This is a genomic window from Dyadobacter sp. OTU695, assembly GCF_038440355.1.
In the GTDB taxonomy this organism is placed as follows: Bacteria; Bacteroidota; Bacteroidia; order Cytophagales; family Spirosomataceae; genus Dyadobacter.
Map to the genome: position 1 here is coordinate 131,862 of NZ_JASATN010000006.1, position 24,501 is coordinate 156,362.

Below are 24,501 nucleotides of genomic sequence, written 5' to 3' on the forward strand. Positions count from 1 at the left end.
ATGAACAAGATTGACCCAGCGGGAATGCCGGTACCCGGACAGCATAACTTCATTTTTCTGGATTTCAACATTTCCGAACTCTCGGTTTCACACATCCTGAACAACAGCTCGGAAATGCCGCAAACTGAGAAAAGGGGCTTTTTTGATATTCAGCCTCATGAAATCGATGTCGATTACGCCGCATTCCGGGTAGCTGTAAACCTTACCGAGACATTCAAAGTGGTGGTGAAGCAGGACCGGAAAGCGGTCAACCTTTACTGTGAATGCACTCGTCCAAAACGGAAACTGTGCGAGCATCAGAGCCAGGTATTATATAACCTGTTGAATAGAAGGGACCTGCGTGCATTCTTTGATAAAAAGCTCCGGCAGGAGAAGATCAGGGAAGTTGCTTTCATCTACGGCATGCAGGACGAGCCCGATCTCGATCAGTATTTTCAGCTCGAATACGGCGGGCGCGAACTGCAGGTTAAGCCCAGATTGAAGGAGCTCATCCCGGTCGACACTCTTTCGGTGGAGGCCTTGCAGGAACAACTCGTGCCCAAACCGGGCCGCGACTTCCCAGGCCCCAAGCCACAGGCCATCGATACCAAAACGATCGTCGCCATCGGCCTGAATAAGTACTACGATCATTTTTATATGGAAATGTACGAGGCGCCGGTAACCCGGCAGGGTAAATTGAAAAACCCGTTCGTTCCGCTTAATCCGCTCGAAATGATCTGGAAAACCCAGGATACGGATTCGATCAGGTTTCACACGGCCATTGCCTCTTTTCAGAATAATTTCAGGAAAAAGAACCCGGAAACCGACCTGCCGGGGCTGCATTCGATTGTACAGAATCCGCTGAAGATTGATTTCTACTATCATAATCCCCTGGTTTCCGAGAATGTCAATGCCGGGTCCCTGGTGCCCGTGAAGCTCGCTGCCACGCCGGCCGATCTGCAATTAACTATTGACAAGAAGGACCCGTTTTTCCAGATCAAGGGCGAGTTAATCCTCGACAATGTACATCTGGACATCGAAAACGTGCAGTTCCGTTACGATTATTTCGTGCTTTACAAGGACTCACTGCATCTGATCGAAAGCCAGGACATTCTCAGGACGCTGCAATTTTTCAGGCAGCATAACCAACGCATTTACGTCCACGAATCCAAATTCGAGGCATTCAGGGTCAATCTGCTTTCCAAACTCGGCAACGCCATTCGGATCAACTACACCTATGTGAAGGCTGCCACCCCGGCCCAGCGCCAGGAGCAGGGGTTCGACCAGGGTATCGAAAAAATTATTTACCTTGAAGACGTCGGCAACTATGTGATGATTACGCCTGTGCTCAAATATGGCAAGGTGGAGGTGCCGCTGTTCTCCAAAAATGATATTTACGCCGTCGATAACCACGGCAACCCCTTCATGGTAAGACGCGATCAAGAGGCTGAACTGCGCTTCGGCAGCGCGGTTATGCGTCAGCATCCGGATTTTGAAGAGCAGTTGGGCAAGGAGTTTTTCTACCTGCACCGCGCCCGTTTTTTGAGCGAGGACTGGTTCCCGGATGCATTTGAAGAATGGCAAAACCAGGGCGTTACCATTCTGGGTTTTAACAAACTGACCAAAAACCGGCTGAATCAGAACAAGGCCAACGTTTCCGTGCACATGGCAAGCGGAATCAATTGGTTCAATACCACGGCTAATGTGGAATTTGGCAAGCAAAAAGTCACGCTCAAACATTTACACAAAGCCGTCAAAAACCGCAGCAAATATGTGGAGCTGGGAGACGGGACATTGGGTATCCTGCCGGAAAAATGGGTCGAAAAGTTCGCGAAGTTTTTCGAGGCGGGCGAAATTGCCGGAGAGGTGATTCAGACGCCCAAGATCCGCTTCGCATCGGTGCAAGAAATGTATGAAGATGAGATGCTTGACCGCGAGGTGAAAGAGCAGATCGCATTCTACCAGTCTCGGGTTGAAGATTTCCGGTCCATTCAACCGGTACCTGTGCCCAGGACGCTGAAAGCAACCCTGCGCAATTACCAGAAACAGGGACTCAACTGGCTGAATTTCCTGGATGAATACAATTTCGGCGGCTGTCTGGCCGACGACATGGGTTTGGGAAAAACCTTACAGATCATTGCGTTCATATTATTACAAAGAAAAAAACAGGTCAAAAACACAAACCTGATCATTGTACCGACTTCGCTGATATTCAACTGGCAGGCCGAAGTCGAAAAGTTTGCGCCCAGCATTAAAATACTCACGATCTACGGCTCCGACCGGGTGAAAGAAGTGACCGACTTTGACCGTTACGAGATCATTCTTACTTCGTATGGCACACTGCTTTCGGATGTCAATTTTTTGAAAACCTATTATTTCAATTATATCATCCTCGACGAGTCGCAGGCCATTAAAAATCCCGAATCACAGCGTTACAAAGCGGCACGGCTGCTTCAATCCCGCAATAAGTTGGTGATGACCGGAACGCCGGTCGAAAACAACACTTTCGACCTTTATGGCCAGCTTTCATTTGCCTGTCCCGGCCTGCTAGGCAATAAGACGCAGTTCCGCAACCATTTTTCGATCCCGATCGACCGGTTCAAGGACAATGAACGGGCCGCCGAGCTGCAAAAGAGGATCAACCCGTTCATTTTGCGGCGCACCAAGCAACAGGTTGCCTCGGAGCTCCCCGAAAAAACCGAAATGGTCATTTACTGCGAAATGGGTGAAGAGCAGCGCAAGGTTTACAACGCTTACGAGCTGGAATTTTTCACTTTCCTGAACACCCGCACCGAGGGCGACATTGAACGCAGCAGGCTGCACGTTTTGCAGGGCCTTACCAAGTTGCGGCAAATCTGCAACTCGCCCGCATTGCTGCGCGATGATCTTTATTATGGTGAATCGTCGGCAAAAATAGATGTGTTGATGGAGCAAATTGAAGACACAGCGCCCTGGCATAAGATCCTGATATTCTCCCAGTTTACATCCATGCTCGACCTGATCAAGCCGAAACTGGAAGAACGCGGCATAGGCTATGAATATCTTACAGGCCAGACGCGCGACCGCGGCGCGCGCGTGGAGAACTTTCAGACCAACGATCAGGTGCGCGTGTTCCTGATCAGCCTGAAAGCCGGTGGGACGGGGTTGAATCTCACGGAAGCCGACTATGTGTACCTGATAGACCCCTGGTGGAACCCGGCCGTCGAGAATCAGGCCATCGACCGGAGTCACCGTATTGGTCAGCAGAAAAACGTGATCGCCGTGCGGCTCATATGCCCGGGGACCATCGAAGAAAAGGTGATGGAATTGCAGGAAGCCAAAAAAGACCTGGCCAATGATCTGGTGAAAACCGATACGGATATTCTCAAATCATTGACCAGGAGTGATTTGATGGCGCTGGTATCGCGCTAGTCGAGGTTTTTGTGAATTTCGTTGACCAGGTATTCTTTCGGATCATTGAAATACTCCCAAAAGAAAATACCAGCCAACTTATTCTTTTTCACATATTTACATTTCCCTTTGATCGATTTTTCATCCTCGTAGGTAATGAGTACTTTGGTAGAATCATTGAACAGATAAGGCGCTCTGGCTTTTTTGTCATAATACTTTTTATAGCCATTCTGTTCGATAATCGTGTCTTTCAACTTGGTATAACCACCACCTTGCACCGATTTGACACGCTTCGCTCCCAGGCCATGATTGTCGGCCGTCTCAGCCTCCCAGCCCTTACCATAAAAAGCCGCCCCCAATCCGATCTTGCTCGCAGGCACACCCGCGGCAATAAAATTCTTCACTGAACGGTCGGCCGATGAGCCTTCACCCGAGGAATCATAATCGTAAAGGTTGGTGTGGTGCCCTACCGTGCCGTTGCGACCGCCGTAATCGTAGGTCATTATCAGCACATAATCCAGGTACGCCTGCGCCAAACCCATTTCAGTGTGCTCAATGAACGATTTTGAACCGCCAACAGCCGTAGTCAGCAGGTATTTCTTCCCTTTTTCTTTTTCGAGCAAATTCAATTCATCCCGCAATGCTTTGAACATCAGCGTAAAGTTCTGCTTGTCCTCAGGACGGAAGATATTGCCTTCCTCGCCGCGCATACCGGGGTATTCCCAGTCGATGTCCACACCATCCAGGTCGAACTGGCGGACAATGTCGACGCTCGATTTCGCAAATTTCAAACGGGAAGATTCAGTCAGCACCGCATCGGAAAAGTTCTCGCTCCAAGCCCAGCCACCGATCGAGATTACGATTTTCAGGTCCGGGTTTTTCTTTTTAAGTGCATTCAATTTGCGGAAATTGGTCGAGTCGGTAGCCAGGTTGGTAAGCACGGCCAGACTGTCCTGTACATTCACAAATGCATAATTGATGTGTGTCAGCTTCTCTGCATCAATTTCTTCTACATTCGCCAGGCCGCGGAAGCCGCCTACGTAGGCATTTACGATGTATTTTTTCTTCTTTTGAGCCAAAACAGCGCCGGACATAAGCACGCACAGAGCAAGTGCCAGGAAAGGGGAAGCCCGAAAGGGCTTCGCCGAAGAGCATTTCATAGAGGTCAGTAAATTTAGGTTCAGGATATATCAATAAAGGAATATCCGCCTCGATATTACTTCTTTACCCGTATCGGTTACAGCCACATAGATCCCGGCGGGAAGCCGGCTCAGGTCAATGCGCCCTTCTCGACTGATCTGATACACATGATGAAGCCTGCCGGCAAGGTCATAAACCGATAGCTTTACCCGCGCTGAACTGGCAAGATTCACAATTAACATCCGCCCGACGGTGTAGATCAAATGCTGGTCTTGTGGCATTTCCACGCCGGTTATAATAGACGCCGCCCGCACGATGGCAAGTAAACTGTAAGGTGAGTCGCCCCCCGCGTTCACAGCCTTGACGCGGTAAAAATACTCCGCCGTTTCCAGCTCCAACTTATCTTCATATTGCAGAACCGTGGCCGGAACCTTTGCTATTTGCGAAAAGTTGCCATCGCCTTTCGCGCGCTCGATCACGATTTCGTTTGCATTGCCCGTAGGTTTGGCCCAGCGGAGCTGGATAAGGTCGGGACCAATGGGAACGGCCGTCAGGTTCACCGGAGCGTCCGGTACCGCAATATTCTGCGTTTTGGCTGAGCCTGTGTTGCTATACGCCGATGCCCCGATTGCATTTATCGCCCGCACGCGGTAATAGTACTCGGTCGCGGGGGCCAGACCAGTACTTTGGTAAGAGGTAACATTGACGGTCAGGTCGGCTATTTTGGTAAAATTCGTCCCATTTTGTGAACGCTCGACCTGGTAGCCGGTCTCATTGCCGGCATTGTCGGTCCATTTCAGATTGATTTGCGTAGTCGAAACCGTCGTAGCAGTGAGCCCCGAAGGCGCGTTAGGTGCTACCTGCAGCGTGGTGGCGTCGGCGATATTGGAATAAGCCGATTTCCCTGCGGCATTCCTGGCAAGCACGCGGTACCAGTAGCGGGTCGCGGGCGCCAGGCCGGTGTGCTGGTAGGTAGTCACGTTTGGCCCCAGATCGGCTATTTTGGTAAAGGACAAAGCGTCCGTCGAGCGTTCGAGCTCAAAAACGGTCTCATCCGTTGCATTGTCTTTCCAGCTCAGATTGATTTGCGTAGCGGAAACCACGGCAGCGGCTAGTGCCGACGGGGCCTTTGGAACTGTGATGATGGCCAGTGTTGTCGCATTGGCGACATTGGAATAAGGCGAGGCGCCAGAGGCATTTTTGGCTCGTACCCGGTACCAGTATTTGGTGGACGATTTAAGTGATTTGTCCTGATAGGAAATGGAATTGGCATTTAGCTCGGCTATTTTAACAAATTTTGCCCCGTCAGTCGATTGCTCGACTTCAAAGCCGGTCTCGTCGGAGGAAAGATCCAGCCACGTGAGATTGATCTGGCTTGCGGAGGCTGGCAAAGCAACCAGCGTTGCAGGTGCTTTGGGAACGGCGGCTAAAACGCCAAACGAAAATAGAAACAGGATACAAATCGGAATCAACAGTGCAAATCCGCGTCGGGTAGAGGTTCGGTTCATAAATCGGGACAATAGGGAGGCAAAAATAGAGGTTAAAAGCATTCATGCCACCAGTTACAGCCATCCGCGCCGTTTAAACCAGACATAAATCCCGAAAGTAATCGCTCCCATCAGGATCATCACACCCGGATAACCCCATTTCAAACGCAGTTCAGGCATAAAATCAAAGTTCATCCCGTAAATGCCTACAATAAATGTCAGCGGCATAAAAAAGACTGAAAACACGGTGAGTACGCGCACGATTTCGTTGGTTCGCTGGGAGGAAATCGAGAAATAGACCATCACCAGATGGTTCATGTTTTCAAAAAGGGTGTCGTAAATATTATGAAGCTTCACGTACAGGTCGCGTGTATCGCGTGTGTAGGTATTGGAATGCCCGGGCACATCCATTTTATCGACAATTTCATGCGAAAGCATTAATATGCGCCGTGTAACCTCCACCCTTCTTCTCAGATAATATAATCCCTTCAAAAGGGATGCTTTCCGCCTTTTGAGGAACATATTTTCCTCGTAATACTCGATGTCCTTCGTCAGTTTTAACGACGGTGCCTCGTAGGTCGCAATGCAGCTTTTGATGATTTCATTGACGAGATGAATTGTGTCCTCGCAGGAATGTTTGTCGACCTGCTGCTCACGAATGATCTCAGGAGCGCCCCAGTCTTTTTTGTGCATCGTGATAACGGCCTCCTTGGTCATAAAAATGGCCAGCTTGTCGGTCAGCTCGGCGACCGTATCGGCCTCCCCTCCTACTTTCTCGGCATGCATCCTGAAAATGATAAACACGTAAGTACCCACATCTTCGTATTTAGGTAAGTGATCGGGTTGCAGCCAGTCGTTGATCGACGACTCATGCAATGCATATTTTTTTCTGATCTGCTTTAATTCCTCTTCATCGGGATCCGTCACGTCAATCCATTCGAATGGGTACTGAGATGAATCTGCAATTGTCTGGACCATAAGGAATAAGGCTATAATTTTACGGTGTTAATAAATTGAATGTCGTCAGCGGCCCGGCTTCTCAGGCTTCGAATCGAGGATAAAACGCAGCGACTGATCCCTTGTGAAGAAAGCCACCATCCAGTTGTAAAAAGTTTTTATCTGGTTGCGGTAGCGGATCAGCGAAAACAAATGCACGACCAGCCACAGAAAATAAGCGATAAAGCCCTTGAAATGCAAACCCGGTAGGTCGGCTACGGCTTTGTTAACACCGATAATCGCCATTGTGCCCTTATCGACGTAGCGGAATGGCTTCGGCGACTTCCCTTCGTGCCACAACGAGAGGTTACGCGCCAGGTTCTTCCCTTGCTGAATGGCTACTTGCGCCAGTTGAGGATGTCCGTTCGGGAAATTTTCATCGGCCTCCATCAGGCAAATATCACCGATGGCAAAAATGTCGTCGAAGCCATTTACCCGGTTGTAGGCATCCACCAGCACCCGCTTACCTTTTCCGAAAACCTCCCCGGGCAGTCCGGGCAATGCCGTTGCAGTGACACCCGAGGTCCAGATCAGCGTTTCAGTTTCAATCGTTTTCCCGTTACCGAATGCGACTATTCCATCGGCATAATCTTTCACGGCATGTTCCAGCAAAACCTCTATCCCGAGTCCGCGTAGTTCGGCGAGCGTTTCCTCCTGTGATTTTTTAGTCATCGGGTTCAACACGACTGGTAATGCATCGACGAGGTAGATTTTCACTTCCTCCCGTTTCAATTCAGGATAGTCTTTTTTGAAAATGGACTTGTGCATTTCTGCCAGCATTCCGGAAACCTCCACGCCAGTCGGTCCTGCGCCTGCCACCACAATCGATAGCAACTTTCTGCGCACGACCGGGTCGGTTTCTTTGGTAGCCCGCTCTTTCAGCCTCAGAATATGATTCCGTAAAGCCAGTGCATCCCGTACGGTTTTCATCGGTACTGCGTTTTTCCGCACGTTTTCCATTCCGAAGTAGTTGCTCTCGGTGCCTGTGGCAAATATGAGGTAGTCGTAATGGATATCACCACTTTCGGTCGCGACTTTTTTTTGATCGGGAAAAATCCTTTCAAAAGCCCCCAAACTGAAACGAAGATTGGGTTTATCCTGAAAAAACTTACGAAACGGGTAGCTGATGTTAGAAGCTTCCAGGAAACCCGTCGCTACCTGGTACAACAATGGCGGGAAGAAATTGTAATTGTTCTTATCCACCAGCACAATTTGAAACGATTTGTTCCGGGAAAGTCTCTGAGCAAGGTTGATCCCGCCAAACCCTCCTCCAATAATCACTACTTTTTTTACATCCATAGCCAAACTTTTTGTCTGCCCGTGTTGTGGGCCGCATCGCGTGGCTTGCATTAATAACCATGCCGAACGCCTCAGGAAGCTTCAAAATCCACCTTCGTTGCTCAAATGCACGCGATGAACTGTGAAAATCTTTACTCATTCCCGGCGGTAAGCTATCCAATAGCGCCCCTGGTGCCGCGGTTGGCAATGCTGGCATGTGCTTTGTGGCGGTGGGCCGAATTCACAAAACATCTGCATTATGAACTTTGACATCGATACCCGCGGACAAACGCAAAGCGCACGACCCGGCATAGAAGAAATTATGGATCCTGCACCGGTAGTCATCAGGGAAAACTACCGCGGCAGCGGCAAATTGCAGGGCAAAGCGGCCCTTATCACCGGCGGCGACAGTGGCATAGGCCGGTCAGTAGCCGTGCATTTCGCCCGCGAGGGCGCCGACATCGCCATTGTTTACCTCGAGGAAACCCAGGACGCGGCCGATACCAAGGCGATGGTGGAGGCAGAAGGTAAAAATTGCCTTCTGATTCAGGGCGATATCCGTAGCGAGGAATTCTGCCGTGAAGCTGTGAGCCGCGCAGTGAATGAGTTTGGGAAATTGAATATCCTGGTCAATAACGCGGCCGAGCAACATCCGAAAGAGCAAGTATCCGAAATCTCGCCCGATCAGCTCAGCGACACATTTGCTACAAACATTTTCTCCTTTTTCTATTTCACACAGGCGGCTTTACCTCACCTGGCTGAGGGAGACTCAATTATTAATACGACCTCTGTAACCGCCTACCACGGCAGCCCCTCACTGCTCGATTATTCCTCTACCAAAGGGGCGATTGTCGCATATACACGTTCGCTAGCGGCTAACCTGGCGGAAAAAGGCGTACGGGTTAATGCAGTTGCGCCGGGACCGATCTGGACGCCGCTTATCCCGTCGACCTTTGATTCGGAGCGGGTGAAGAATTTCGGAAAAGATACCCCGTTCAAACGGCCGGGCCAACCCTGCGAAGTGGCAACATGCTACGTATTCCTGGCCAGCGAGGATGCCTCCTACATGAGCGGGCAAGTGCTCCACCCTAATGGCGGGCAGGTAGTAAACGGGTAATGGCAGAGGCTAGTCGCGGACGGCTAGTCGCGGACGGCTAGTCGCGGACGGCTAGTCGCGGACGGCTAGTCGCGGACGGCTAGTCGCGGACGGCTAGTCGCGGACGGCTAGTCGCGGACGGCTAGTCGCGGACGGCTAGTCCTGTTTGTAAAGCCATTTTCGGATCGCTTCTTCGAGCGTGTCTTTCAAAACCGGCTTGGTGAGATAATCGTCCATGCCGGCCTCGATGCATTTTTCACGCTCGCCTACGACTGTACCAGCCGTAAGCGCGATGATCGGCACGTGGGAATGACTCTCCACCTGCCTGATCTCGCGTGTAGCTTCATACCCATTCATTTCAGGCATTTGAATGTCCATAAATACAATATCAGGGCTGGTCCGGCGGAATGCCTCGATGGCCTCTTTGCCGTTGGCTGCCTCGATCAACTCACTGCCGGGCAATATTTTGCTCAGCATCGATTTAACCAGCAGCATGTTGATTTTGTGGTCTTCTGCAATGAGTATTTTCACTTCGCCTGTTTCGTAAATGACTTTTGAAAATTCTTCTTTTGCGGGTGATTTCTCTGGCTTATAAGTGATTTCCGATTTAAGCCCGAGATCGGAGAGCGCGTGAAATAGCTGTTGAATCTTCACCGGTTTTACCAAAAAATGCTTGATATCCAACTCGTTGCTAAAAACGCTAAGCGCCTCTTCGTCGAACGAATCGTTCAGCAGTATCACGGGCTGTTCTGCCATGCGGCCTTCCAGTCTTCTGATTTTACGGATTGTTTCAATCCCGTCCCACCCTGGCATCTGGCAGTCCATTAGCACCACATCGTATCGTTCACCCGAAGACAGCAGGCGGTAGCCTTCTTCACCACCGCTGACGTAGTCGGACCCGATGCGTTTATTGGCTAGCATATCTTTCAAAATCTGGCCGTTATGCACATTATCGTCGACGATAAGCACCTTTTCTATCTGCTCCACATTCTCCCATTCAAATCGTTCCTCGCCTTCGATAGCATGGAAGGTGACATCAAAGAAAAAAGTACTGCCGCCTTCGAGTTTGCTTACCAGTTGCAAGCGGCTTTCCATCAAACCGAGCAGGCTGTTTGAAATAGTCAGGCCGAGTCCTGTGCCGCCAAACCGTTTGGTGGTGGAGGAATCTTCCTGTGAAAACGCTTCGAAGATGCGGCGCTGATTCTGAGGATCGATGCCGATACCCGTGTCGCGGACCGAGAACCGGAATGTATTCTCCGGGCCGCTAGCCTTATGCAGCAGTTCAATTTTCAGTTCAATTTCACCCTGGCTCGTAAATTTGACGGCATTGCTGAGCAGGTTCACCAGGATCTGCCGCAACCGCACCGAATCGCACCAGACAAACTGTGGGATGTCGGCAGGGATATTCAGCAGCATTTCAAGGTGCTTCTGTTGCGCCTGGTAGGTTACCATATCAGCGACCTGGCCGCAAACTTCCAGCAGATCGGTTTTTTCGGGCGTCAGTTCCAGCTTGCCCGCCTCTATTTTGGAGAAATCCAGGATATCATTGATAATGTCCATCAGCAAGTTTGCCGATTGAAATACCATTGACATGTATTGCTGCTGGCTTTCGTCCAGATTGGTCCTCATCAGCAGATCGGTAAACCCTACTATGCCATTGAGCGGCGTCCGGATTTCATGGCTCATATTGGCCAGGAATTGCGATTTCAGTTTACTGGCTGCCTCTGCATGCTCCCGTGCTTCAAGCAATTCAAGCTCGGCCCGCTTCCGTAGCGTAATATCTCGGATCACCGCCTGGATGATCTGGGTGTCATTGATTTTAATCAGATTAAGCAAAACTTCGGCAATGAAAGATTCTTCCGATTCGCCAAAACGCCTGTATTTCCATTCGAAGCTGTGGGTGCCTTTTTCATAAACGGCCTGCACATGCCGGTTGCCCTCCGTTTTGTTGTCCTCCATGCCCAATTCGTTCAGGCCGGACAAGTCGCCCATCGGCATCCTCAGAAAGGTCTCCACCGAATCGATCCCGAACATTTTCAACGCGGCGCTGTTGCAATCCAGGTATCCCGTATGGTCAAAAAGAATAACCGCATCGCTGGTGGAATCATACAGGCGACGGAACTTGGCCTCGGAATTTTTGATATCCACTTCTGCCTGCTTTCTGGATGTGATGTCCTGAAATGCTCCATAAATTCGCACACATACGCCGTCGATCATCTCTGACTTGCCGATAGTCCTCACCCATAGCTCGGTCCCTTTTGCGGTGATAATTTGCAACTCACTGTCCCAGTCGGTTCCATGTGCCAGGCCTTCACTTAACAGCCGGGCTATCTCGTCCCTGCTATGACCTTCCTTATAATACTGAATGGCTGCTTCTATACTGGGAACATAATCCTGGGGGACTTCGTGGATTTCTTTGGTCGTCGACGACCAGTAAAGTTCATCCGTGCGCACATCGTACTCCCATCCTCCCACATGCGCGACACTATGGGTCTGTTCCTGGATATCCTTGATCCTTTTAAGCTCCATGTCCGCTTCCTTGCGGGCGGTTATGTCTCTTTCGACGGCTATGTAGTTGATGCAGTTACCATAATCATCGAATACGGGAGTAACTTTCAAGTCTACCCAATAACTGACACCAGTTTTAGTGTAGCAGAGCACTTCCTCTCTAACAATTTTCTTCTCCTTACACTGCAACGCGATCCGGTCGAGGGTATCCAGATCAGTATCTGGGCCGCGCAACAAAAGGAGCGGATTCTGGCCTTTGACTTCCCTTCGGCCATAGCCCGTGCGGATCTCATAGGCTTTGTTGACCCAAGTGATGTAGCCCTTGCTGTCTGTGATGACGATGTAGTCGGTCGTGTTCGAGGCTACAATGGCCAGCTCTTTGAGCCGTTCACGGGAATTTCGCAGCTCGGTAATGTCATGACTGGTAAGGATAATGTCCTTGCTCACCGGATCTATATTAGCGCTGGTATTACTCCATGACCACGATCCGTCCCGATGCCTGATCCGATGCTCTATCCCTCCCGGCACCGGTACGCCTGTCTCGGAGGTAATCCGCAACGCCTCGAAACAGACATCAAAATCTTCCGGGTGTATGAATTCGGTAAAAGGCTTCCCGACTGTCTCTTCGACCGTATGCCCGTACATCGCCGTCCAACTGGGTGAGACATAACTGAAAATGCCTGCCGGCGAGATCGTGAACAGCACATCCTGCATATTGGATACGAGTACAGAAAGATCCTCCTGTACTTTGAGCTGCTTGGTGATGTCGTAACCCACGCAAAATATCTCGGTAACAACGCCATTCTCGTCTGCAATGCCGGTGAACTCCCATCTGGTTGTTTTGACACCTCCGGGCGATGAGTACTTCCGAAGCACCACAGGGTTGGGTGTACCCGGGTTGACAAAGCATTGCTCGCCCGCTTGCAGGCATTTTTCAATGTCTTCGGGTACAACCCCGCTAAGTGACGGCTTGCCTATAATCTCGCTTTTTTCCAGACCATAAAATTCACTGAAATGGTCGTTGACATATATATAATTTCCCTCTAGGTCGATGCTTGTAACAAAAAACGCATTACTATTCAGCAAGGATTTATAGAGTTCGGTACCGGTTACCAACCCTGGTAGTTCGGGCATCAGATCCTGGCGACGGAAGCCCGACAATACCAGCCAGCCATGCGGTTCGGCGAAGGTGCAAATGGAGGTAACGGCCAGCCGCAGCGATTGTAGGTTATGTTTTTGAATCCGTACGATCCCATGACGGGCTTCCAGGTTTTCCGGGAAAGCCGCGCGGGCCTTGTTGATGTGGAATGTAAAAGATTGATTATTAAAAAGCGAAGAAACCAGATCGGAACCTTCCTCAAAACCCCGTTCGAGCATTTGCCGTAACCTGGCATCGGCCCAGCGATCGCCCGGATCTGAATGCTTCCAAATCAGTAGTCCGTCTATGGCTGAGTCCTGGATAAAATCGAAAATACTTTCATCCTTTTGCAGCAGCCTTAACAGCTCCGTCCTCAGATCATTCATTTTCAAAAAGACTTACAATTAGAAACGTCAATATTGGAATACCCTTTTTTGTACAATATAGGAGTTATTCGACGATTTTGGGGAGCGCTAAGCTGTCCGGTACCTAATTTTATAATATTCTAAAACAAATTCTACATTTGCATTTCCTGCTGGTATAAATAAAAACGCTCTTTTTCAGGTGTTGGAAAAAGAGCGTCTGCTTAACTGGCAACTTGTTAATCTTTCTTTTTGGGGACTTTGGCTCCTTCTTTTCGGGCTTCAGACAAACCGATGGCAATCGCCTGCTTTTTAGAAGTTACTTTTTTCCCGGAGCCCGATTTAAGTTTACCTTCTTTCTGCTCGTGTAAGGCCTCTTCCACCTTTTCACCGGCTTTTTTCGAATATTTAGCCATGACATTGTTTTTTAGGAGTTGATGCTTTTATTTTTCACACCGTAGCGGCGCGCATTTTGTAGCTCAAAATGCATACCAACAAAAACCATTTCATTGGACTTTATAATTCCAAACCCATAGCTCATGAAAAAAATACAATTACTGTTTCAGATGACCTGCGCATTATGCAGCTCTGCTGCAATAGCCCAAAACAACGATCTGATATTGCTAAAAAATGCGACCGTGCTCGATGGCGCGGGTTCGACCGCCCAAACCAATACCGATATTCTCGTTGCCGGCGGAAAAATTGCCGCTGTTCAAAAGAATATCAAAGCAAATGGGGCACGCGAAATTGATCTGACCGGTAAGACTGTCATGCCCTCCCTGGTTTGTGCGCATGCACACGTGGGAACGCTCAAAGCAACCACCTCGTCGGCCGATAACTACACCCGTGAGAACGTGCTAAGGCATTTGAAAAAATATCAGGATTATGGCGTCAGTGCCGTGCTGGCTATGGGCACCGACCGTCCGCTGATATTTAATGGATTTATCGATTCCACCCAGGCAGGACTGCTGCCGGGAGCCAGACTTTATTCGGCAGGCTACGGTTTCAACACCCCTGATCCAAATCCTGGCTCGTGGATGAACCTGCTTTTGCGGCCCGATACGCCCGAAGAGGTCCCTGCCATGATGGAAAAACTCGCGGCAGTGAAACCCACAGTGGTTAAGATTTGGGTCGATGACCACGGTGGTAACGCCCGGAAAATGAAACCGGAAATCTATCAGGCCATTATCCGCGAGGCACACAAACGCAATATCCGCGTAGCCGCGCATCTGTTTTATGCCGAAGATGCCCGCAAGCTGACCGAGGCCGGTATCGACATCATAGCCCACAGCATCCGCGACAAGGAAGTCGGCCAGGACCTTCTCACAAAAATGAAGCAGAAGAAGGTAATTTATATACCCACGCTTTCGCTTGATGAATACCAGTTTGTATACGCTGGTCATCCCGAATGGATCAACGATGCGTTTTTTAAAGCCTCGCTCGAACCGGGTGTGTTCGAAATGATCACCGATAAAGCTTATGGTGAAAAAATCAAGAACTCCCCGGATTACCAGCGCAACATGTCTGCATTCAAAACTGCGATGATCAATTTGAAGAAAATATACGATGCAGGTATTCCCGTAGCGCTCGGCACCGACTCCGGGGCGTTCCCTGTCCGTACCCAGGGCTTCACCGAACACCTGGAAATGGAACTGATGGTAAAAGCCGGTCTCACACCCGCGCAAGCCATCACCATCAGCACACGTAATGCGGCCACCGCCCTTCGCATCAGCCATGAAAAGGGCACGCTCGAGAAAGGTAAAAAAGCCGACTTGATCATCCTCTCGGGGAACCCTTTCGAAGACATCCGGAACACAAGGAAGATCGAATCTGTTTGGAAAAATGGGCAGGAGGTGAGCAAGGGGCCTCTTTAATAACCAGTAAAACCATGAACATCACACAACCTCACACTTACTACTTTAAAGACGACGGAAATATACCCAACAACAAACTCCCGTTGCTTATTTATCATGGCGCTTTCAAGGTCTCGGGACAGGATGGTGCTGCCTGTCTGGAAAAGCGGTTTGCAGAAAATAACTGGACAAATTCATGGCGGAATGGTGTGTTTCCGTATCACCACTACCACAGCATCACACACGAGGTGCTGGGCGTGTATGCCGGGCATGCATTGCTGCATATGGGGGGAGAGCTCGGTGAAAAGCTGAACGTAAGCGCTGGCGATGTGCTGGTGATACCGGCCGGAGTGGGTCACAAGAAACTGAAAGCCTCGGCGGATTTTGCGGTAGTTGGCGCATACCCCGACGGCCGGGATTACGACATCCTGCGTGGCCAGGCTGGCGACAGGCCGCGTGCCCTGGAAAATATCCGCAAAGTTCCCATCCCGCTTTTGGACCCTGTATGGGGCTCCGAAAAAGGTTTATCCAAAATATGGAAGTAATTTAATGCCCAAAATCACTCCTGATCATGAAAATTAGATTTAAAAGACTCGATCATATCATGCTCTGCATTCCGCCGGGTACCGAACAGCAGGCGCGGGAATTCTACGGTGGCGTACTGGGCCTGGAAGAATTAGCCGACCTGGGTTATCCGCTGCCACATGGCGCGATCTGGTTTCAGATGGGCGATATACAGTTGCATATCCGTGCCGAAGATGTGCACGATATTTCACAAAGGCATCCGGCATTTGAGGTACACGACCTGGAAGAGGCCCGCGCGTTGCTCGCAAAGCACGGCATCACCGTCAAGAATGAAAGCAAAATTCCGGATCGTAACCGCTTCTCCTTCCGCGACCCGTTCGGAAACCGTATAGAATTGATTGAAATGACCGCATAAAAATGACAGGGGCCGCACCATTGGCACGGCCCCTGCGGCTTGTAAACCAAACCTACGTTGTGATATCGGTATATGGATTGCTGATCGTGACGACTTCCTGATTGATGAACTGGATCAGATTCTCGTTCAAGCGCTCCTTGTGGGTGAAAAACAGACCATGTGGCGCGCTTTCGTAAACGATATACTCAGCCCCGGGCAGCATTCCGGATGTGCGTTCGCTGCTCACATTGATAGGTACCGTCTTATCGTCTTCTCCGTGAATGACCAGCAGAGGCACATCCAGCAACGAGATTTCGTTTCGAAAATCGGTAGCGCTGAAACTGCGGATGCATTGCGTTGTAGCGCGGCCTGAACCCTGTAATGCAAGCATGCTGTGCCAATGCAGCAACTCCTCACTTACGGCATGATTTAAAAATCCATTCCCATAAAAATCTCTGGCAAAACCCGCCAGAAATTTAGGACGGTCGTCTTCGATGTCCTTCACAAAACCGTCAAAGACTTCCTGAGGCAGGCCCTCGGGATTGTCCTCGGTGTGAAGCATGTAAGGCAGCACAGTACTTATCAGGATGGCCTTAGCCACTTTGCCGCTACCGTATTTGCTCAGATAACGCACCACTTCGCCTCCGCCCATCGAGAAGCCGACCAGGACCACATCCCTCAGGTCCAGCGTATCGATCACCGATTTAAGGTCAGCGGCCAGTGTATCGTAATCGTAGCCGTTCCAAGGTTTATCCGACTTGCCAAAGCCGCGACGATCGTAGCTAATGCAGCGAACGCCATGTTTTGGCAGCACATTAAACTGATACTCCCACATTTCATGGCTGAGAGGCCAACCCGAAATGAATATGACGGGCTTTCCCTGCCCAACTTCATGCACAAAAAGCTGTACAGGCTCTGCATTGACCGCTGTTTTTGATTCTATAAATCCCATGACGTTCTGTTTTTAGATTCTGGTTGATGCTAAAATCTGCAACCACCCGACAGAAAGAGCTGTGCCAGCCAGCGGATCATCCCAAATAAAGTGATGAATGTATTCCTGCATGATTTGCCAGGGATACTAGGTTGTGGACGGATATGAACAGCGGGGAGGAAGATCAGCAAAATCCTGTATGCCAGTTCAAATGCCGACATATTTAGTTAACGCGAAGCGAAAAAGCAGTAATTGGCAAAAGTAATCCTAAATTTGCAGTCACTTTCGACGCAGAAGACATTCACTTGATGTTAAAGTTTGTTTACGGTTTTTTAATTGCTATTGTCATTCTTGCGGGGATTACCGAGGTTGTATTAAGGGTAAAATATGGCTTTTGTAACTCACCGCTTTACGTGTCCGACCCCGATTTTGAATATATATATGCGCCAAACCAGAACGTAAAAAGGTTCGGCCAGGTGCTGCGTACCAATAGCCTTTCCATGCGAAATGAGGAAGTGCTTCCTACCGACAGCCTGGTGATATTGCTGATCGGAGATTCGGTGGTAAATGGCGGAAGTCTCACCGATCAGGACAGCATTGCTTCCACCCTGCTGGAAAAGCGCTTCTTAAAGGATTTCAAGAAACGGGTGCGCGTTCTGAACATCTCCGCCGGATCATGGGGTCCGGACAATATCGCCGGTTATCTCAAAAAATACGGCACTTTCAAGGCTAAATTGATATGCCTTGTAACGAGCAGTCACGACGCCCATGATATCATGTCGCCCCAAAGTCCAGTAGGCATCGACCCGGGCTGGCCCGACAAACAATACAAAGTGGCACTTTACGAGCTTTGGGACCGGTATCGCTGGATGCTCTTCTATTTCCTGGATACCCTTTTCCTGACACCCGAACCCGAGAAAAAAGAGGACAATATCGCCATCGTGAAACCCGACGTGACCGACAGCGCACACGTTGCGGCGGACGCGAAGGCGGTAGAGGATACGGTAGAGGCGCAAAAACTCAACGATGCGGGCATCCGTAAATCCGGGCTGATATTCAATCCCGGTTATGAGCAGCTTTACCAAATCGCACAAAGGGATCACATTCCGATGCTCATTTATCTGCATCCGGAGATTTCCGAGATCGATCTGGGGCATTTTAATGACCAGGGTCAGGAGATTATCGCCTTCGCCAAAGAGAAGAATATCCGGCTGATAGACGAGTTCAAGTTCGGCGTCTCGAAAGAAAGATACCGCAAGATGGATGTCGTGCATTTCAACAGCCGGGGACAGATCTTCCTGGCCGACAATCTGTATCCATTGTTTCAGGAATACCTTAACCTCCGGAAATGATGCGCGTACTGATTGTTCACAACCAATTATGGGCGCATTACAAATCGAAGCTTTTCAGTGAGATCGACAGGGCCATAAAGTTAACCGATCCGGGAGACGAGCTGCTTGTGGCGCAGATCGCTTTTTACGAAGCAAGCCGGAAAGTAATGCAAAGTGACGATGCGATCATTTATGATTATCCTTACAAGGTTCTCTTCGAACGCAGCCTCGACCAGGTGAGCTTTGCGGAGCGGCGCCAGGCACTTTTCAGGATATTTAACGAATACCAGCCTGACGTGCTCAACATTACCGGCTATTTCGACTGGGCCCAGGTACTGCTGATGTTCTATGCCCGCTGGAAAGGCGTAAAGGTGGCCATTTCATCAGAATCCTCCTCGGCCGACCATAACCGATCGGCGTGGAAAGAATGGGTCAAAAAAGTGATTGTTGGCCGTGCCAATGCCTTCTTTTGTTTCGGGGAAACATCGGCGAAGTACCTTGAAAGCCTTGGTGTAGCGAAAAGTGCGATCATGGTGAGAAATGCGGCGGTCATCGACGAGCAAGTGATCCGTAACCGATACGACGAAGCTAAAAGAGAACTCGCCGCCTCTGCGGGAGCGGATCGCGTTTCGAGAAAATTCGTGTATGTCGGCAGGCTCGCTCCGGAGAAAAACCTGACGACGCTGATCCGGGCATTCGACAACGTGGTCAGACAAACTGGTTCGGACTGGAAATTGCTTTTCGTGGGAGACGGCCCTGAACGGGCCAACCTGGACAGACTGGTGACCGATTTGGGTATTGCCGCACAGGTCATTTTTGCCGGCGGGTTCCCCTGGTATCAGGTGCCTGGCTGGCTGGCGCAAAGCGATGTGCTCGTATTGCCCAGCAAATCGGAACCCTGGGGATTGGTCGTTAATGAAGCGATGGTATGCGGGATGCCGGTAATCGTGTCCCAAACCTGTGGATGTGCCCAGGATCTGGTGCGTAACGGCGTGAACGGGTTTACATTCGATTACTCCCGTCAGGCTGAGCTGGAAGAACATTTAAGCTTTTTTATCCGGAACCCCGACCGCATAACCGGAATGGGACGAGAGTCTGTGAAATTGATCGCTCCATTCGCATCAGGCCCCGTAGCCGCGCAAATGGCGGGGGCCTACCGCGACCTGACCGCCAGACGACCGGTAGCATAACCAACACAACTATACATTAAAACCCAAGCATGCGAATACTGAATATTTGTGCATATACATGGGCGATCGGAGGCCCGGCCCGCATTATCTACGACCATACCACAGAAGTAGTCAGGCAAGGCCACCAGGTCGATATCCTCAGCCCGATGACGCCAGGCGAGAAGATGTATCCCGTACCCGAAGGTGCGCGCCTGATCGCTGTGGCCCGCACAACGCCATTTAGCAATTTCTACCGGGAGTTTTCTGTCGATTTGTACAAATACCTCAAAAAACATATCCACGAATACGACGTGGTACATATGCATGGGATCTGGCATTTCGGCAGCCTGGCCCCGTTCCTGATCCCCTCGAAGGCGGCAAAAGTGATCACCATTCACGGCCTGCTTGACAAATGGGCGGTGGCCCACAGTAAGTGGAAAAAGGATCTGGTGACCTTGTTGTACCAAAAAAGGTTACTGGGGAAGGCCGACCTGATTCAGATCAATAATACCGATGAGGAAGAGGATGTGATCCGCTACCTGGGGTATCGGCCCCAAAACATGGTGATCGTACCAAATGGTATGAAGCTCGACGAGTACACCCGTTCCAATTTGCCTGCAAGGGGCCTTTTCAGAGCTAAACACGGCATTTTGCCCGACCAGAAAATAGTGCTTTTCCTGGCAAGGCTCAATATTAAAAAAGGCCTCGATCTGCTTTTGCCCGCCTTTCAGAAAGTTCATCAACAGATACCTGATGCCCAACTGATCCTTGCCGGACCCGACGATGGTTACAAGGCCGAAACCGAAGACTTCATTCGAAAGCATCACCTGGAAGACCGCGTCAAACTGGTAGGAATGCTTACCGATACGATCAAAAAAGAAGCATTGGCAGATGCAGATCTGTTCGTTTCCCCTTCCTATTCCGAAGGTTTTTCGATCGCGGTGCTGGAAGCGATGACCTCAGGCGTACCCGCTTTGGTGTCCGACCGCGTTGGCTTTGGCGACTACATCGCCCGTTATGGGGCAGCCTACCTTACCCCGTTGACCAGCGACGGTGTAGCAGATGGTCTTCTTAAAATATTACAAGACAAGCCCTATGCTGAATCTATTGCAAATCGAGCTTTCGAGATGGTAACCGAAAATTTTGACATCCGTGTGGTTGCCAACCAGTTATTGGAAGAATACAAGAAAGTTCAAAAAAAGTAACTACATTTGCCGCCGTAGTAACCGTTCCATGGCGCCCGGCGCGGGTGAACGGCAACGATGCCCGGTTCTGTTTCCAACAACGTATGATCGATTTATCCGTCATCATTTTAACACACAACGAATCCAAGCACATAGGCCGGTGCATTCAAAGCCTGTTACAGGTTACTGATAAAATTTTCATCGTCGACTCGTTTTCAACCGACGACACAGTCGCGATTGCTGAAAGGCTCGGCGCCAGAGTCGTGCAAAATCCCTGGGTTTCCTACGCATTCCAATTCAATTTCGGTATCCGCAACAACCCGTTCCAAACGCAGTGGCTTATGCGGATGGATGCCGACGAATACCTTACTCCCGAACTTGCGGCTGAACTGAACAGTTCCCTGGCACAAGTGCCCGAGCACGTTTCAGGATTATACCTGAAACGGCGGGTGATTTTCATGGAAAAATGGATCCATCGGGGCGGATACTATCCGATCTGGCTACTGCGTATCTGGCGTCGCGGACTAGGCATTTGCGAAGAATTGTGGATGGATGAGCATATCAAGCTAAGCAGTGGAAGCACTGCCCAATTGCAACACGATATCGTCGATCACACCCTCAACAACCTGACCTGGTGGACGCAAAAGCATAACAATTACGCAATCAGGGAGGTTATCGACCTGTTAAACATTAAGTATAACTTTGATAGCAAGGAGACTGTCGAGCCGAGTTTCTGGGGCAGCCAGGAGCAGCGGACGCGCTTCCTGAAAATCAAATATGCCAATATGCCTCTTTTCACCCGGCCATTCATCTACTTCACATACAGGTACTTCATTAAATTGGGGTTCCTCGATGGAACGAAGGGGCTCATATGGCACGTTTTACAGGGGTTTTGGTACCGGTTCCTGGTTGATGCCAAAATTTATGAGGTATATCACCGGGTAGGACGCGACAAGGAAGCTATTATATCACATTTCAGGACAGAGTATGGAAAAGACCTCAGGAACCCAAACCAATCTGTCAGTTTATAACATCGACTGGTACAAGCCAGGCAGTTATCCCAAGATGGTGATCTGGTATTTCCTCAACCGGCTGTTTATTCATACGCATATTCCGTACCCTTCTTCATTCAAGGTTGCATTGCTGCGGATGTTCGGCGCCAGGATCGGCAGAGGCGTGGTGATCAAGCCAAAAGTGAACGTGAAATATCCCTGGTTCCTGCAAATAGGCGACCACGTCTGGATCGGTGAAGAAGTGTGGATCGACAACCTCACTTTGGTGACTATTGAATCAAATGCGTGCCTCTCGCAGGGCGCGATGCTTCTGACGGGCAATCATAATTACAGAAAAAGCACTTTTGACCTGATTGTGAAGCCGATAACCCTTGGGGCTGGCGCCTGGATCGGCGCAAAAGCGACAGTTTGCCCGGGTGTGGTGGTAGGCTCCCACGCGCTGCTGACAGTGGGGTCTGTGGCGACGAGCCATTTAGAGCCTTATGGAATATATCAGGGAAATCCTGCGAAATATGTCAAAACAAGAACTATAACCAATTGAAAGTAAGTATACTTACTGTTGTATATAACGGCTCGGCGACGATCCGCGACGCGATCGAGTCGGTCATCGGGCAGGATTATCCTGACGTCGAATATATTGTCGTGGACGGAAATTCGAAGGACGGCACCCAGGAAATTGTGCGGTCCTATGGTGATAAAATAGCCCGTTTTCTCAGCGAACCTGATGCCGGAATTTACGATGCCATGAACAAAGGCATACAATTGGCAACCGGCGATGTGATAGGAATACTGAATGCCGATGATTTTTACGCGTATCCATCGGTGATCAGCGAAGTGGCCGGAGTACTGGCATCCAGCGACATCGATGCTTCCTATGGTGATCTTGAATATATTGATGCGAACGATGCAACGGTGGTACGCAGGAAATGGGTCTCAGGTGCATATAAGTTTGGCGCATTTTTGAATGGATGGATGCCGCCACACCCCACCTTTTTTGTCAAGAAAAAGGTTTACAACGCACACGGGCTTTTTCGCCTCGATCTGGGAAGCGCAGCGGATTATGAACTAATGCTGCGTTTTGTACATCGTGAAAAAATCAAACTTGCTTACCTGCCAAGAGTCCTGGTGAAAATGCGGGCGGGCGGGGTCAGCAACAGCACGCTGAGAAATCGCGTCGCGGCCAACCGGAACGACCGGATGGCTTGGAAAATCAACAATCTGGAACCCCGGTTTTATACCTTATGGTTAAAACCTTTGAGAAAAATTATACAATTTATCTAAGATGCGGAACTCAACTGAAGTAGCTTAAACCACACAGTAATTATTTTGATATTCAGGCATTTGCATATTACAAATATTGGTTTATATTTCGACATTTGAATTTGGATTTTCGGATCCGTACTCGACGCACTTACTAACTTGACAGGCACATGGAATTACAACTACCTCTGCAGATACTGACCGAAGGAAACGTCAATACGCTTGTCCATCATGACATCTATCAATGCCTTCTCTCTTTCCTGATCGGATGCTTTCTTTCGATCATTTCGATACCCATCATCATCAACCTCTCAAACCTGCTGCATCTGACTGCAAAGCCGGGTTTCAGAAGCTCACATGAAACGGAAACGCCTACTTTGGGCGGTATTGCCATATTTGCAGCCACGCTGATAGCCTACTTTCTGTGGCCGCATTCAGAAAACATACTCGATTCGAACCTGATCAGTCTGGCGATGACCGGAATGATCATCCTGTTTTTCCTGGGGATCAAAGACGATATTCTTGCAGTAGATCCTACCAAGAAGCTCATTATCCAGATTTTCGCGTCGCTGATCCTTGTGGCGATGGGTAATTTCAAGGTTGATAACTTTTACGGCATCTTCGGCATTCACGGCGTTTCAGACTTTATCAGCATTCCCCTGACCGTCTTTATATTCATCGCCATCATTAACGCCATCAACCTGATCGATGGAATAGATGGCCTGGCAGGCGGTATCAGCCTGATAGCCGGCCTTGGTTTCGGAATCTGGTTTATTGCCAATGACCACTTCTCTTTCGGCTGCCTCGCGTTCGCGATGTCGGGCTCACTGCTCGGTTTTCTGCGTTTCAATTTTTCCAAAACCAGCAAGATTTTTATGGGCGACACCGGTTCGCTGATCGTAGGGTATCTGCTATCGATCTTTGCGGTGGAATTCCTCTCATTGAATGTAGGGTATCTGCACGATCCCAACGCTTATTTCAATGCGCCGATCATTGTGATGGTATTGCTCATTGTGCCGATCTTCGACACATTGCGCGTCTTCATCGTACGTATTTTTAAAGGCGGCTCTCCATTCGTAGCCGACCGCAACCACATGCACCATATCCTGATCGACAATGGCCTGAACCATTTCTGGGCCTCATTCACGCTCTGGATGGTGACCATCATCAACACTGCCTTGTTCTTCACCTTCCATGGCGACATCACCAACACAGCATCCATGTACATTTACATTGGCATGTTCGGTTTATACATGGTATTTGCCTATTTTCTCAAAAAGCGCATTGCTTCCGTCAAAGAGCGGAAAAAATTGGTCAAAAGCCCTTCACTGGCCGACGATGACCTTTCTACCTTTCAATAAACACAGTAACCTGTCGTCTGAAAACCGCGATGAAATTCTCGCGAATACCTTCTGAGAATTCATGGCGATGAACCGAATGTTTGTACCTTGCACGAAACATCGTCCA

Annotated in this window: 19 protein-coding genes; 12 read left to right on the top strand and 7 right to left on the bottom strand. The window is 49.7% G+C overall.

What is annotated here, in order from left to right:
- The gene (locus AAHB90_RS13695) at nucleotides 1–3,390 is read left to right on the top strand and encodes a DEAD/DEAH box helicase (protein ID WP_342085764.1); all 3,390 of its coding nucleotides are present in this window, start codon (nucleotides 1–3) and stop codon (nucleotides 3,388–3,390) included.
- Here AAHB90_RS13695 and AAHB90_RS13700 read toward each other — a convergent pair.
- Genes AAHB90_RS13700 through AAHB90_RS13715 form a run of 4 tightly spaced genes read right to left on the bottom strand, consistent with a single transcriptional unit; the run spans nucleotide 3,387 to nucleotide 8,291 of the window.
- On the bottom strand, nucleotides 3,387–4,529 hold the full coding sequence (locus tag AAHB90_RS13700; protein WP_342085765.1) for a glycoside hydrolase family 18 protein: 1,143 nt from the start codon (nucleotides 4,527–4,529) through the stop codon (nucleotides 3,387–3,389). The genes AAHB90_RS13695 and AAHB90_RS13700 overlap by 4 nt on opposite strands.
- 30 nt (nucleotides 4,530–4,559) lie before the next feature.
- Nucleotides 4,560–6,017 (bottom strand): fibronectin type III domain-containing protein, encoded by a 1,458-nt coding sequence (locus AAHB90_RS13705; RefSeq protein ID WP_342085766.1) that lies wholly within the window; start codon nucleotides 6,015–6,017, stop codon nucleotides 4,560–4,562.
- A 54-nt stretch (nucleotides 6,018–6,071) separates the two neighbouring features.
- Nucleotides 6,072–6,974, bottom strand: a complete 903-nt coding sequence (locus tag AAHB90_RS13710) for a magnesium transporter CorA family protein (protein ID WP_342085767.1) — start codon at nucleotides 6,972–6,974, stop codon at nucleotides 6,072–6,074.
- 45 nt (nucleotides 6,975–7,019) lie between these two features.
- Nucleotides 7,020–8,291, bottom strand: coding sequence for an NAD(P)/FAD-dependent oxidoreductase (locus tag AAHB90_RS13715; protein ID WP_342085768.1), 1,272 nt, complete (start codon nucleotides 8,289–8,291; stop codon nucleotides 7,020–7,022).
- A 238-nt stretch (nucleotides 8,292–8,529) separates the two neighbouring features.
- Between AAHB90_RS13715 and AAHB90_RS13720 the strand changes: the two genes are divergently transcribed.
- The gene (locus tag AAHB90_RS13720) at nucleotides 8,530–9,387 is read left to right on the top strand and encodes an SDR family oxidoreductase (protein ID WP_342085769.1); all 858 of its coding nucleotides are present in this window, start codon (nucleotides 8,530–8,532) and stop codon (nucleotides 9,385–9,387) included.
- A 135-nt stretch (nucleotides 9,388–9,522) separates the two neighbouring features.
- Here the strand turns inward: AAHB90_RS13720 and AAHB90_RS13725 are convergent, their stop codons facing one another.
- Together AAHB90_RS13725 and AAHB90_RS13730 are read right to left on the bottom strand one after the other, a co-directional pair.
- Nucleotides 9,523–13,398 (bottom strand): PAS domain S-box protein, encoded by a 3,876-nt coding sequence (locus AAHB90_RS13725; protein WP_342085770.1) that lies wholly within the window; start codon nucleotides 13,396–13,398, stop codon nucleotides 9,523–9,525.
- A 215-nt stretch (nucleotides 13,399–13,613) separates the two neighbouring features.
- Nucleotides 13,614–13,790, bottom strand: coding sequence for a DUF6496 domain-containing protein (locus tag AAHB90_RS13730; RefSeq protein WP_012779878.1), 177 nt, complete (start codon nucleotides 13,788–13,790; stop codon nucleotides 13,614–13,616).
- A gap of 123 nt (nucleotides 13,791–13,913) precedes the next feature.
- Here AAHB90_RS13730 and AAHB90_RS13735 point away from each other — a divergent pair, with 123 nt between their 5' ends.
- From AAHB90_RS13735 to AAHB90_RS13745, 3 genes are read left to right on the top strand one after another with little or no spacing between them, the layout of a single operon-like run.
- Nucleotides 13,914–15,248, top strand: a complete 1,335-nt coding sequence (locus AAHB90_RS13735) for an amidohydrolase family protein (protein WP_342085771.1) — start codon at nucleotides 13,914–13,916, stop codon at nucleotides 15,246–15,248.
- A 14-nt stretch (nucleotides 15,249–15,262) separates the two neighbouring features.
- The gene (locus AAHB90_RS13740; protein WP_342085772.1) at nucleotides 15,263–15,772 is read left to right on the top strand and encodes a cupin; all 510 of its coding nucleotides are present in this window, start codon (nucleotides 15,263–15,265) and stop codon (nucleotides 15,770–15,772) included.
- 26 nt (nucleotides 15,773–15,798) lie between these two features.
- Nucleotides 15,799–16,167, top strand: coding sequence for a VOC family protein (locus AAHB90_RS13745; protein ID WP_342085773.1), 369 nt, complete (start codon nucleotides 15,799–15,801; stop codon nucleotides 16,165–16,167).
- A gap of 52 nt (nucleotides 16,168–16,219) precedes the next feature.
- On the opposite strand, the gene AAHB90_RS13750 is transcribed toward AAHB90_RS13745, so the two are convergent.
- Entirely contained in the window at nucleotides 16,220–17,098 is an 879-nt protein-coding gene (locus AAHB90_RS13750) for an alpha/beta fold hydrolase (protein ID WP_342085774.1), read from the bottom strand.
- A gap of 287 nt (nucleotides 17,099–17,385) precedes the next feature.
- Here AAHB90_RS13750 and AAHB90_RS13755 point away from each other — a divergent pair, with 287 nt between their 5' ends.
- The 7 genes from AAHB90_RS13755 (at nucleotide 17,386) to AAHB90_RS13785 (ending at nucleotide 24,395) form a co-directional block, all read left to right on the top strand.
- A complete protein-coding gene (locus AAHB90_RS13755) occupies nucleotides 17,386–18,429 on the top strand; it encodes a hypothetical protein (protein WP_342085775.1) in 1,044 nt (347 codons plus the stop codon).
- Complete coding sequence (locus AAHB90_RS13760; protein ID WP_342085776.1) at nucleotides 18,426–19,598, top strand: glycosyltransferase family 4 protein; 1,173 nt, start codon at nucleotides 18,426–18,428, stop codon at nucleotides 19,596–19,598. Before AAHB90_RS13755 ends, AAHB90_RS13760 begins: the two co-directional genes overlap by 4 nt.
- 29 nt (nucleotides 19,599–19,627) lie before the next feature.
- Complete coding sequence (locus tag AAHB90_RS13765) at nucleotides 19,628–20,782, top strand: glycosyltransferase (RefSeq protein WP_342085777.1); 1,155 nt, start codon at nucleotides 19,628–19,630, stop codon at nucleotides 20,780–20,782.
- An 83-nt stretch (nucleotides 20,783–20,865) separates the two neighbouring features.
- Complete coding sequence (locus AAHB90_RS13770) at nucleotides 20,866–21,792, top strand: glycosyltransferase family 2 protein (protein ID WP_342085778.1); 927 nt, start codon at nucleotides 20,866–20,868, stop codon at nucleotides 21,790–21,792.
- Nucleotides 21,749–22,315: a putative colanic acid biosynthesis acetyltransferase gene (locus AAHB90_RS13775; RefSeq protein WP_342085779.1), complete on the top strand. Its 567-nt coding sequence runs from the start codon at nucleotides 21,749–21,751 to the stop codon at nucleotides 22,313–22,315. The genes AAHB90_RS13770 and AAHB90_RS13775 overlap by 44 nt, the downstream gene beginning before the upstream one ends.
- The gene (locus tag AAHB90_RS13780) at nucleotides 22,312–23,055 is read left to right on the top strand and encodes a glycosyltransferase family 2 protein (protein WP_342085780.1); all 744 of its coding nucleotides are present in this window, start codon (nucleotides 22,312–22,314) and stop codon (nucleotides 23,053–23,055) included. Before AAHB90_RS13775 ends, AAHB90_RS13780 begins: the two co-directional genes overlap by 4 nt.
- A gap of 149 nt (nucleotides 23,056–23,204) precedes the next feature.
- Nucleotides 23,205–24,395, top strand: a complete 1,191-nt coding sequence (locus AAHB90_RS13785; RefSeq protein WP_342085781.1) for an MraY family glycosyltransferase — start codon at nucleotides 23,205–23,207, stop codon at nucleotides 24,393–24,395.
- Nucleotides 24,396–24,501: the final 106 nt, after the last annotated feature.

Coding starts and splice junctions, on each gene's coding strand:
- AAHB90_RS13695 (WP_342085764.1), top strand. CDS start 1: ATGAACAAGATTGACCCAGCGGGAATGCCGGTACCCGGACAGCATAAC.
- AAHB90_RS13700 (WP_342085765.1), bottom strand. CDS start 4,529: ATGAAATGCTCTTCGGCGAAGCCCTTTCGGGCTTCCCCTTTCCTGGCA.
- AAHB90_RS13705 (WP_342085766.1), bottom strand. CDS start 6,017: ATGAACCGAACCTCTACCCGACGCGGATTTGCACTGTTGATTCCGATT.
- AAHB90_RS13710 (WP_342085767.1), bottom strand. CDS start 6,974: ATGGTCCAGACAATTGCAGATTCATCTCAGTACCCATTCGAATGGATT.
- AAHB90_RS13715 (WP_342085768.1), bottom strand. CDS start 8,291: ATGGATGTAAAAAAAGTAGTGATTATTGGAGGAGGGTTTGGCGGGATC.
- AAHB90_RS13720 (WP_342085769.1), top strand. CDS start 8,530: ATGAACTTTGACATCGATACCCGCGGACAAACGCAAAGCGCACGACCC.
- AAHB90_RS13725 (WP_342085770.1), bottom strand. CDS start 13,398: ATGAATGATCTGAGGACGGAGCTGTTAAGGCTGCTGCAAAAGGATGAA.
- AAHB90_RS13730 (WP_012779878.1), bottom strand. CDS start 13,790: ATGGCTAAATATTCGAAAAAAGCCGGTGAAAAGGTGGAAGAGGCCTTA.
- AAHB90_RS13735 (WP_342085771.1), top strand. CDS start 13,914: ATGAAAAAAATACAATTACTGTTTCAGATGACCTGCGCATTATGCAGC.
- AAHB90_RS13740 (WP_342085772.1), top strand. CDS start 15,263: ATGAACATCACACAACCTCACACTTACTACTTTAAAGACGACGGAAAT.
- AAHB90_RS13745 (WP_342085773.1), top strand. CDS start 15,799: ATGAAAATTAGATTTAAAAGACTCGATCATATCATGCTCTGCATTCCG.
- AAHB90_RS13750 (WP_342085774.1), bottom strand. CDS start 17,098: ATGGGATTTATAGAATCAAAAACAGCGGTCAATGCAGAGCCTGTACAG.
- AAHB90_RS13755 (WP_342085775.1), top strand. CDS start 17,386: ATGTTAAAGTTTGTTTACGGTTTTTTAATTGCTATTGTCATTCTTGCG.
- AAHB90_RS13760 (WP_342085776.1), top strand. CDS start 18,426: ATGATGCGCGTACTGATTGTTCACAACCAATTATGGGCGCATTACAAA.
- AAHB90_RS13765 (WP_342085777.1), top strand. CDS start 19,628: ATGCGAATACTGAATATTTGTGCATATACATGGGCGATCGGAGGCCCG.
- AAHB90_RS13770 (WP_342085778.1), top strand. CDS start 20,866: ATGATCGATTTATCCGTCATCATTTTAACACACAACGAATCCAAGCAC.
- AAHB90_RS13775 (WP_342085779.1), top strand. CDS start 21,749: ATGGAAAAGACCTCAGGAACCCAAACCAATCTGTCAGTTTATAACATC.
- AAHB90_RS13785 (WP_342085781.1), top strand. CDS start 23,205: ATGGAATTACAACTACCTCTGCAGATACTGACCGAAGGAAACGTCAAT.